The organism is Streptomyces sp. NPDC059853, assembly GCF_042731495.1.
In the GTDB taxonomy this organism is placed as follows: Bacteria; Actinomycetota; Actinomycetes; order Streptomycetales; family Streptomycetaceae; genus Streptomyces.
In genome coordinates, this window is sequence record NZ_JBHWJL010000220.1 from 1 (window position 1) to 8,968 (window position 8,968).

An 8,968-nucleotide genomic window follows, 5' to 3' on the forward strand; every position below is an offset into this window, starting at 1 on the left:
CCGCGGCGGGTGCTCTCGGGGTGCGCTGCCGGTACGGCAGGAGGCCGGTGCGGTCAGTTGCCGCCCGCGGCGGCCGGTGCCGGGGCCGGCTCGGTGGTGTGCTCGGCGGCCGGGGCGGTGCGCTGCGCGGGCAGCGCCTCGGGCTTCTTGCCCAGGCCCATCGCCCGCATGACCAGGCCGGCGGCCACGCCCACGACGGACAGGCCGACCCAGGCGCCCAGGCCCACGAAGGGCTGGCCCGCGACCATGAAGTACCCGCCGACGATCGAGGCGGCGATCATGATGATGACACCGGTCCAGGCGGCAGGGGTGTTGCCGTGGTCGTCGTGGCCCGCCATGCTCATGCTCCTTGTGTTCCTCGGTGGTGGGGAATGCCCACCACCATTGTGTCAGGCCCCTCCGGGGAGCCGGATGAGGCCCTTGGTCCCGAACGCCCCGCCTAGGTGGTGGGATCCTCGCCCCGGTCCAGGGCCTTCCACAGGTCCTCGGGACGGTCGGGGTCCACCGCGCCGCGCCGGCCGCGCCGGTCGCCGCGCTCGGTCCGCTCGTACCGTCCGGACATCGCCGGCCACTGCCGGCCGTAACTGAGCGCCAGCAGCCCGGCGATCAGCAGCAGCAGTCCGCCCACGGCCGAGATCCACGGCCAGCCGGAGTGGCTGACGCCGGTCACCGCCGCCTCGGTCAGCCCGAGCGCGTCACCGGCCGAGCGTTCCAGGGCCGTGGTGTCGGAGGCGCCCACCAGGGCGGCGCCGATCGCGCCGGCCCCGCTGAGCGCCAGCACGGAGGCGACGACCACCCGGCCGGTGCGGCGGACCGCGAACACCGCGACCAGCGACGCCAGGCCCACCAGGGCCAGCGCGCTGGGCAGACCGGAGACGGCGCTGCCGCTGGCCGTGACGTGCAGTTCGCCGGCGCCGAGGCCGTTCTGGCTCGTCTCCCCCTCGGCCCAGGTCTGCCCGGCGGCGATCAGGACGACGGTTGCCCCGGCGGCGCCACTGAGCAGCGCCGCGCCGAGCGCGCGGCGCGAGGCGCGGGCGGGGCTGCTGCTGGCCGGCTCACGAGTCACCCCTCCACGCTACCGCGCAGCTTCGCTGCGGTGCCGACCGCCCTGAGAACCGCCGCCGCCTTGTTACGGCACTCGGTGTCCTCGGCCACCGGGTCGGAGTCGGCCACGACCCCGGCACCGGCCTGGACGTACGCCGTGCCGTCGCGCAGCAGCGCGGTGCGGATGGCGATGGCGGTGTCGGCGTCGCCGGCGAAGTCGAGATAGCCGACGCAGCCGCCGTACAGGCCGCGCCGTACCGGTTCCAGTTCCTCGATGAGCTGGAGGGCGCGCGGCTTGGGGGCGCCGGAGAGGGTGCCGGCGGGGAAGCAGGCGGTGAGCGCGTCGAAGGCGGTCCTGCCGTCGGCGAGGGTGCCGGTGACGGTGGAGACGATGTGCATGACGTGGCTGTAGCGCTCGACCGTCATGAAGTCGACCACCTCGACGCTGCCGGGCGCGCAGACCCGGCCGAGGTCGTTGCGGCCGAGGTCGACGAGCATCAGGTGCTCGGCGCGTTCCTTGGGGTCGGCGAGGAGTTCGGTGCCGAGGTCGGCGTCCTGCTGCGGGGTGGCGCCGCGCGGTCGGGTACCGGCGATGGGGTGCAGCATCGCGCGGCCGTCCTCCACCTTCACCAGGGCCTCGGGGCTGGAGCCGACGACATCGAAGCCGTCGAAGCGGAAGAGGTACATGTACGGGCTGGGGTTGGTGGCCCGCAGCACCCGGTACACGTCGAGGGCGGCGGCCGGGCAGGCCGTCTCGAACCGCTGGGAGGGCACCACCTGGAAGGCGTCACCGGCCCGGATGTGCTCCTTGACGTCCTCGACGGCGGCGCGGAAGTCGGGGCCGCCCCAGTGCGCGGTGTACGGGGGCAGTTCGGAGGCGGGCAGCGGCACCGCCTCGGCCGGCACCGGGCGGGCGAGGTCGGCGGTCATGGCGTCGAGGCGGGCGACGGCGTCGGCGTACGCCTCGTCCACGCCGGTGTCGCGCGCGTTGTGGTTGATGGCGTTGGCGATGAGCAGCACCGTGCCGTCGCGGTGGTCGAGGACCGCGAGGTCGGAGGCGAGCAGCATGGTGAGTTCGGGCAGGCCCAGCTCGTCGCGGGCGTGCTCGCCGATCCGCTCCAGGCGGCGGACCACGTCGTACCCGAGGTAGCCGACCATGCCCCCGGTGAACGGCGGCAGGCCGGGGTCGCGCGGGGTGTGCAGCGCGGTGAGGGTGGCGCGCAGCGCGTGCAGCGGGTCGCCGTCGGTGGGGACGCCGACCGGCGGGGTGCCGAGCCAGTGGGCGGCGCCGTCGCGGACGGTGAGGGCGGCGGCGCTGCGGACGCCGATGAAGGAGTAGCGGGACCAGGTGCGGCCGTTCTCGGCGGACTCCAGCAGGAAGGTGCCGGTGCGCTCGGCGGCGAGCTTGCGGTAGAGGCCGATCGGAGTGTCGCCGTCGGCCAGCAGCCGGCGGGTGACCGGGATGACTCTGCGGTCCTTGGCCAGTATCCGGAAGCGGTCGGGGTCCGGCGATGCCCGGTGCGCCTGCTGCGCCTGCTGCGTCATGGCTGGTGAGCCTACTGCCCCGGAGTGACCGGCAGGGGGTCCGCGTCGAAGCAGGTGCGGTCGCCGGTGTGGCAGGCCGCGCCGACCTGGTCGACCTTGACCAGCAGGGTGTCGCCGTCGCAGTCGAGGGCGACGGACTTGACGTGCTGGTGATGCCCGGAGGTGTCGCCCTTGACCCAGTAGGCGCGGCGGCTGCGGGACCAGTACGTGCAGCGGCCGGTGGTGAGCGTGCGGTGCAGGGCCTCGTCGTCCATCCAGCCGAGCATGAGCACCTCGCCGGTGTCGTACTGCTGGGCGATCGCGGGGACGAGGCCGTCGTCGGTCCGCTTGAGGCGGGCGGCGATGGCGGGGTCGAGTGCGGATGTGCTGCGGGCCATGGCCCCATTGTGCCGGGCGCGGCGCGGTGGCGGGACGGTTGCCGGGCGCTCGTCCTAGGCTGGGACACATGTCTACCCATGCCAAACGTGAACGACTGGTGCTCGCCGACCTGTTGGAAGAGGCCGGCCCGGACGCCCCGACGCTGTGCGACGGCTGGAACACCCGCGACCTGGCGGCGCATGTGGTGGTGCGTGAGCGCCGCCCGGACGCGGCGGCCGGCATGGTGATCAAGCCGCTGGCGGCCCGGGGCGAGAACATCCGTACGGAGTTCGCGGCGAAGCCGTACGCGGAGCTGCTGGAGCTGATCCGCTCCGGTCCCGGCCGTGGCTCACCGTTCTCGCTGAAGCCGATCGACGAGGCGGCGAACACGGTGGAGTTCTTCATCCACGCCGAGGACGTGCGGCGCGGCGGCGAGGGGTGGGAGCCGCGTGCGCTGGACCCGGTGTTCGCGGAGGCGCTGTGGAAGCGTCTTGAGTCGACGGCGCGGCTGATGGGCCGCAAGAGCCCGGTGGGCCTGGTGCTGCGGCGGCCGAACGGGCAGACGGTGGTGGCGCAGAAGGGCGCTCCGGTGGTGACGGTGACCGGTGAGCCGGGTGAGCTGCTGCTGTTCGCCTCGGGCCGGCAGCGGGCGGCGCGGGTGACGGTGGAGGGCGAGGAAGCGGCCGTGAAGGCGGCGGGCGCGGCCCAGATGGGGCTGGGCGGCTGACGGCCGGGGCGTGCGGGGGCGCGGGGGGCCGGGCCCCGCGCGCGGGGGGCGGGGGGGGGGGGGGCCCGCGGGGCCCGGGGGCCCGGGCGGACACCCCCCGGCCGTCAGCCCCCGGCGGTACCGGTCACGGTGGTGCCGGACCGGGTCAGGGTGTACTCCCGCGTGTGCCCGCTCCAGAAGTGGAACGTCAGCCGCACCGTGGAACCGTCCCTGATCTCGTCGAAGAACTCCGGCGTCAGGGTGATCCGCTCCCCGGCGTAGTCGGGCGAGAAGGCCGCCCCGAACTCCTTGAACGGCGTCCAGTCGTGCGGACCGGCGTTGCCGCCGTCCGCGTAGACCGCCTCCATGGTGGCCAGCCGGTCCCCCCGGAACGCGACCGGGACGGCGAAGCCGGCGGTGGTGCCGGTGGCGTCCGCCGGCTGCGGCATCTCGTACCGGATGATGTGGACATCCCACGGGGCGCCCCGGGCGAACTCGACGGACAGCACCGCCGCCACGCCGTGCGGCCGGTCGGCGGTCAGCCGCGCGAGGGTGTCCGCGGTGAGGGTGAGCCCGTCCCCGGACAGCACGTAGTCGCCGCCCGGCGCCAGGGCGTCCGCGCCGTGCCGCACCGCCGTCACCTCCGTCCCGGCGAGATCCAGCCCGACGGTGGCCTCGGCCGGGGTACCGGTGGCCGGGACGAACACCTGGTCGGTGGAGCCGGTGGCGGAGTCGACGCTCCAACTGGTGCTGATCTGCCGGAACAGCGCCGGGTCCCGCCAGCGCCCGGCCGTGCGGTCGAAGTGCTGGCCGTTGTCCCACAGCATCGTGGTCAGCCGCTTCTGCCGGGCGTACTGCCCCAGGAACGCGAAGAACTTGAGCTTCTCACCCTGCTGCACGGTCTCGGTGCCGCGGTCGAAGCCGAGCAGCCCGTACTCCCCCACGATCACCGGCACCCCGCGCGCGGTGAACGTGTCGTGCACCCGGTCGAAGGTGTCGATCAGGTCCTGCCGGGTGACCTCGTCGAAGCGGGTGTGCCCCGCCACGTTCACACTGAACGGCCAGTAGCCGTAGAAGTGCACGGTGGCCACCAGCGCGGGATCGTCCAAGGTCGCCAGCGAGGCGGCCAGTTCGTCCAGCCGCTCCTGCTCGGAGGAAGCGTGCAGGGTGGACAGGACCAGCGGGCGGGTGGCGTTGACCCCGCCGGAGTCCCGCACCACGGAGACGAACGCGGCGTTCAGCCGGTGCAGCAGCTCCGCGTTCTCGGCGTCACCCGACGACCCCTCGAAGAAGGGTTCGTTGACGCTCTCCAGCAGCAGTTCCGGCGGCGCGTCCCGGAAGGCCGCGGCGATCTGCTCGTAGGTGGCGACGAACCGCTCCAGTACGGCGTCGGGCCGGCTGGGCATCTCCATGATCCACTGCCAGGAGTCGTGGTGCACGTTCACCATGACGTACAGGCCCTCCTCCAGGGCCCAGCCCGCCACTTCGGTGACCCGGGCCAGCTGCGCCGGGTCGATGGTGTAGCCGGGCGCGGGCCCCTGGTGCCGGCTCCAGGTCACCGGGACGCGGACACTGCGGAAGCCCTGGTCCCGGATGGCGCTCAGCTGCGCGCGGGTCACCCGGGGGTTGCCCCAGGAGGTCTCGTCGGGGCCGGTGGCGTCCAGGGTGTTGCCCAGGTTCCAGCCGGGCTGCATGGCGGCCACGGTCTCCGCCACCGACGACCCGGTGCTCCCGGGAGATCCGGTACGGGGCGGCGAGGTGGCGGCGGGCGCCGGGCCGGCGAGGCCGAGCAGCACGGCCAGGGCGAGGAGGGCGGCGGACAGCCAGGACGATCGGCTTCTCACCATGGGGGCCTTCCCTTCGGTCGCTGCCCGGGCGGGCAGCGGCGGCTCGTGGGGGGAGAGAACGGCGGGGGCGCGCGGTGATGGGAGCGCTCCCAGGCGCGGAGGTTAGCCGCGCCGGGCCCGTCCGTCACCGGTGCGCGCGGCATCGGCGCAGCGCTGTGCCAGCCGGGCGAAGGCCGCGGCGAGTTCGGGCGGGCCGATGACCTCGATGTCCGCGTCGAAACGGGCGAAGGCGGTGGCGAGCCCCGTCCACGACCAGGAGCCGAGCACCAGCCGGCAGCGGTGCGGCCCCGCATCCTCGACGATCCCGTCCCCGGTGTACGGGGCCGCCTCGGCCGCGGGCAGCCCGAGGACCACCTCGCCCCGGCAGGGCCAGTCGCCGGTGCCGTCGCCGCCCCGGAACCTCCCCGTCACGAAGGCCGCCGCCGAACCGCCCGGCAGCTCGCGCGGGGTGAACCGGGGCCCGGCCGGGGCCCGCGGGGTGACGCGGTCGGCGCGGAAGATCCGCCAGTCCGTACGGTCCAGGTCCCAGGCCACCAGGTACCAGCGCCCCGCGCGGGCCACCAGATGGTGCGGCTCCACCCGGCGCGGCGGACCCGGGGTGGGCGCGGAGCCGGCCCCGGCGACGGCTCCGGGCGGGGCGGCGTGGTCGAAGCGCAGAACCTCCCGGGCGTGGACGGCGGCGGCGAGCGCGGTGAGCACCGCCGGGTCCACCGGGCTGCCGGGCCCGGCCGCGGGCGCGCCGACGGCGGTGATGCCCAGGGTGTCGATCCGGCGCCGGAGCCGGGCGGGCATCACCTGCCGCACGGTGGTCAGCGCGCGGGCCGCCGCCTCCCCGATGCCGGCCCCGCTGGTGGCGGCGGTCCGCAGCGCGACGGCGAGGGCGACGGCCTGCTCGTCGTCGAACAGCAGCGGGGGCAGCCGCGTTCCGGCGTCGAGCCGGTAGCCGCCGTCGGGCCCCTTCACCGCCAGGACGGGATACCCCAGCTCCCGGAGCCGCTCGACGTCGCGGCGCACCGTGCGCGGGCTGACCTCCAGCCGGCGGGCGAGCAGGGCACCGGGCCAGTCACGCCGGGCCTGGAGCAGCGAGAGCAGGGCGAGCAGTCGGGCGGAAGTCGTCGGCATGACACCACGGTCGGCCCGGTAGCGGACACTCCCTGTCCGCTACCGCTGACACGGTGGTTTCCGTGCCGGGGAACGACCGTCCCCGGCCGTCCGACCGGCCCGACTCCACCGATCACCCGAAGGATCCGATCACCATGACCGCCTCGCCCGCCACCGGCGCCACCGTCTCCCCCCGCACTCCCCTGGACGAGGAGCGCACCGCCCTGCTCGCCGCGCTGGCCACCGCGCGGTCGGCCCTGACCGCCACCGTGGCGGGACTCAGCGACGAGCAGGCCGGTACCCGTCCGACCGTCAGCGCGCTGTGCCCCGGCGGGCTGGTGAAGCACGTCGCGGCGGTGGAGGAGAGCTGGCTGCGCTTTGTGACCGAGGGGCCCTCGGCGATGCGCTACGACCTGCCCGAGGGGGTCACCTGGGCGGACATGGCGGCCGGGACGGCCCGGGAGGTCCCGCGCTGGGCGATCGAGCACGGCGAGGGCTTCCGGATGCTGCCGGGTGAGACGCTGGCCGGGGTGCTCGCCGCCTATGAGCGGGTCGCCGCGCGCACCGGGGAGATCATCGCCTCGGTGCCGGACCTGTCGGCGGCGCACCCGCTCCCGGCGGCCCCCTGGAACCCGCCGGGTGCGGAGCGCAGCGTCCGCGGGGTGCTGCTCCATCTGATCAGCGAGACCGCCCAGCACGCCGGGCACGGGGATCTGCTGCGCGAGTCGCTGGACGGACGGACGGCGAGCTGATCGCATCGGCGCTCCCGCCCCGGGGCCGGCCGGCGCCGCGCCCGCCCCGGGGCACACCCCCCGCGTGCCCGACCCGGAAGGATCCTTCCCCCCGATGACCACCGTTCTCGACACCCGGGCGCTCAACCGCGCCACCCTGGCGCGGCAGTTGCTGCTGGACCGCGCGGACCTGCCGGTCCTGGACGCCGTCGCGCACCTGGGCGGGCTCCAGGCGCAGGAACCGCAGGAGCCGTTCACCGGACTGTGGTCGCGGCTGCGGGCGTTCGACCCCGGGGTGCTCTCCCACCTGCTCGTCGGACGCCAGGTGGTACGCACCCATCTGATGCGCCGTACGGTCCATCTGCTGGCCGCGGACGATGTGCTGGCCTGGCGTGCGCGGCACGACGCGATGCTGCGGCAGCGGGTGCTCGGCGTCTACCGGGCCGAGCTGGCCGGGGTGGATCCGGCGCTGCTGGCCGCCGCGGGCCGGGCGGTGCTGGCCGACGGGGAGCCGCGTTCGATGGGCGAGCTGGCCCGGGCGGTGGCGGCGCGGTGGCCCGGCCCCGGGGCGGCGCCCGCGCCCCGGGCGCTGGGCGAGATGCTGGTGGCGGCGCTGATCCCGATGGCCCAGCTGCCGCCGCGCGGGGTGTGGCGGGCCCGGGGCGGGGCGCGTTATCTGCCGCTGTCGCTGTGGCTGGGCCGCGAGGTCGACCCGCCGCCGCCGGACGGCGGCGATCCGGTGGGGCGGGCGCTGGTACGGCGCTATCTGGCGGCGTTCGGTCCGGCCGCGACCGCCGATCTGCGGGCGTGGTCCGGGCTGTCGGGGCTTCCGGCGGCGGTGGCGGCGCTCCGCGAGGAGTTGGTGGTCTTCCGGGACGAGCGGGGCCGGGAGCTGTTCGATCTGCCGGGGGCGCCGCGTCCCGACCCGGCGACGCCCGCGCCGGTGCGGTTCCTGCCCGCGTTCGACAACGCGCTGCTCGGCTACCAGGACCGGGGGCGGATCGTGGACGACGCCCATCGCGGGCTGTCGGTGGCGGGTGCGCGGGTGGTGCTGGTGGACGGGCGGGTCGCGGCGACGTGGACGGTCGTGGAGGACGGGACGGTGCGGGTCGCGCCGCTGCGCCGGCTGGCGGCGGCCGAACGCGAGGAGGTGGCGCGGGAGGGGGAGGCGCTGGCGGGCTTTCTGTCCGAGGGTGCCGCCCGGCGGGTGCGGATCGGCTCCGGGACGGACGGCGACGGCGCAGGGTGATCCGCGGTGCGGCGGGGGCGGTGTGCCGGTGCGGGTGCCACGGGCGGTACAAGCAGTGCGGCGGGCGGTCCGGGGGCCGGTGACGGGCCGTTCGCTCCGGGCACGCGCCCACCGCCGTACCGGCACCGGCACCGGCGGTCAGCCGGCCGCCGCGTCGATCTCCGCGCGGGTGGACATGGCGGACGAGGCCCCGGCCCGGCGCACCGACAGCCCGGCGGCGGCCGTGGCCCAGGCCAGGGCGGCCGGCATCGGCCGGCCCTCGGCGCGGGCGACGGCCAGCGCGCCGACGAAGGTGTCCCCGGCCCCGGTGGTGTCGACGGCCGCCACCGAGGGGGCCTCGAAGAGCACGGGCTCGCCGCCCCGGGCCGCGTACAGGCAGCCCTTCGCA

At 75.7% G+C, this 8,968-nt stretch carries 10 protein-coding genes; 3 read left to right on the forward strand and 7 right to left on the reverse strand.

Annotated elements, in window-relative coordinates; genetic code table 11:
• Window positions 1–53: 53 nt before the first annotated feature.
• The 4 genes from ACFV5N_RS20350 to hisI all read right to left on the reverse strand — a co-directional run bounded on the left by ACFV5N_RS20350 (window position 54) and on the right by hisI (window position 2,966).
• A complete protein-coding gene (locus ACFV5N_RS20350; RefSeq protein ID WP_385601660.1) occupies window positions 54–338 on the reverse strand; it encodes an HGxxPAAW family protein in 285 nt (94 codons plus the stop codon).
• 101 nt (window positions 339–439) lie between these two features.
• Window positions 440–1,066, reverse strand: coding sequence for a TIGR02234 family membrane protein (locus tag ACFV5N_RS20355; RefSeq protein WP_385601663.1), 627 nt, complete (start codon window positions 1,064–1,066; stop codon window positions 440–442).
• Window positions 1,063–2,589, reverse strand: coding sequence for an anthranilate synthase component I (locus tag ACFV5N_RS20360; protein WP_385601666.1), 1,527 nt, complete (start codon window positions 2,587–2,589; stop codon window positions 1,063–1,065). The genes ACFV5N_RS20355 and ACFV5N_RS20360 overlap by 4 nt, the downstream gene beginning before the upstream one ends.
• 11 nt (window positions 2,590–2,600) lie before the next feature.
• A complete protein-coding gene (gene hisI / locus ACFV5N_RS20365) occupies window positions 2,601–2,966 on the reverse strand; it encodes a phosphoribosyl-AMP cyclohydrolase (RefSeq protein ID WP_385601669.1) in 366 nt (121 codons plus the stop codon).
• Between the two features lie 68 nt (window positions 2,967–3,034).
• Between hisI and ACFV5N_RS20370 the strand changes: the two genes are divergently transcribed.
• Window positions 3,035–3,673 (forward strand): TIGR03085 family metal-binding protein, encoded by a 639-nt coding sequence (locus ACFV5N_RS20370; protein ID WP_385601672.1) that lies wholly within the window; start codon window positions 3,035–3,037, stop codon window positions 3,671–3,673.
• Between the two features lie 104 nt (window positions 3,674–3,777).
• Here the strand turns inward: ACFV5N_RS20370 and ACFV5N_RS20375 are convergent, their stop codons facing one another.
• Complete coding sequence (locus ACFV5N_RS20375) at window positions 3,778–5,499, reverse strand: cellulase family glycosylhydrolase (RefSeq protein WP_385601673.1); 1,722 nt, start codon at window positions 5,497–5,499, stop codon at window positions 3,778–3,780.
• A gap of 102 nt (window positions 5,500–5,601) precedes the next feature.
• A complete protein-coding gene (locus ACFV5N_RS20380) occupies window positions 5,602–6,621 on the reverse strand; it encodes a helix-turn-helix transcriptional regulator (RefSeq protein ID WP_385601676.1) in 1,020 nt (339 codons plus the stop codon).
• A gap of 134 nt (window positions 6,622–6,755) precedes the next feature.
• Here ACFV5N_RS20380 and ACFV5N_RS20385 point away from each other — a divergent pair, with 134 nt between their 5' ends.
• Together ACFV5N_RS20385 and ACFV5N_RS20390 are read left to right on the forward strand one after the other, a co-directional pair.
• Window positions 6,756–7,352, forward strand: a complete 597-nt coding sequence (locus tag ACFV5N_RS20385) for a DinB family protein (RefSeq protein WP_385601678.1) — start codon at window positions 6,756–6,758, stop codon at window positions 7,350–7,352.
• A gap of 94 nt (window positions 7,353–7,446) precedes the next feature.
• Complete coding sequence (locus tag ACFV5N_RS20390) at window positions 7,447–8,580, forward strand: winged helix DNA-binding domain-containing protein (RefSeq protein WP_385601681.1); 1,134 nt, start codon at window positions 7,447–7,449, stop codon at window positions 8,578–8,580.
• A gap of 138 nt (window positions 8,581–8,718) precedes the next feature.
• Here ACFV5N_RS20390 and ACFV5N_RS20395 read toward each other — a convergent pair.
• Window positions 8,719–8,968: PfkB family carbohydrate kinase (locus ACFV5N_RS20395; RefSeq protein ID WP_385601684.1), on the reverse strand; the 250-nt coding region annotated here is incomplete at its 5' end.

What these genes read in the sequence shown, in the direction of transcription:
- ACFV5N_RS20350 (WP_385601660.1), bottom strand. Translation starts at nt 338, where the DNA reads ATGGCGGGCCACGACGACCACGGCAACACCCCTGCCGCCTGGACCGGT.
- ACFV5N_RS20360 (WP_385601666.1), bottom strand. Translation starts at nt 2,589, where the DNA reads ATGACGCAGCAGGCGCAGCAGGCGCACCGGGCATCGCCGGACCCCGAC.
- hisI (WP_385601669.1), bottom strand. Translation starts at nt 2,966, where the DNA reads ATGGCCCGCAGCACATCCGCACTCGACCCCGCCATCGCCGCCCGCCTC.
- ACFV5N_RS20370 (WP_385601672.1), top strand. Translation starts at nt 3,035, where the DNA reads ATGTCTACCCATGCCAAACGTGAACGACTGGTGCTCGCCGACCTGTTG.
- ACFV5N_RS20375 (WP_385601673.1), bottom strand. Translation starts at nt 5,499, where the DNA reads ATGGTGAGAAGCCGATCGTCCTGGCTGTCCGCCGCCCTCCTCGCCCTG.
- ACFV5N_RS20380 (WP_385601676.1), bottom strand. Translation starts at nt 6,621, where the DNA reads ATGCCGACGACTTCCGCCCGACTGCTCGCCCTGCTCTCGCTGCTCCAG.
- ACFV5N_RS20385 (WP_385601678.1), top strand. Translation starts at nt 6,756, where the DNA reads ATGACCGCCTCGCCCGCCACCGGCGCCACCGTCTCCCCCCGCACTCCC.
- ACFV5N_RS20390 (WP_385601681.1), top strand. Translation starts at nt 7,447, where the DNA reads ATGACCACCGTTCTCGACACCCGGGCGCTCAACCGCGCCACCCTGGCG.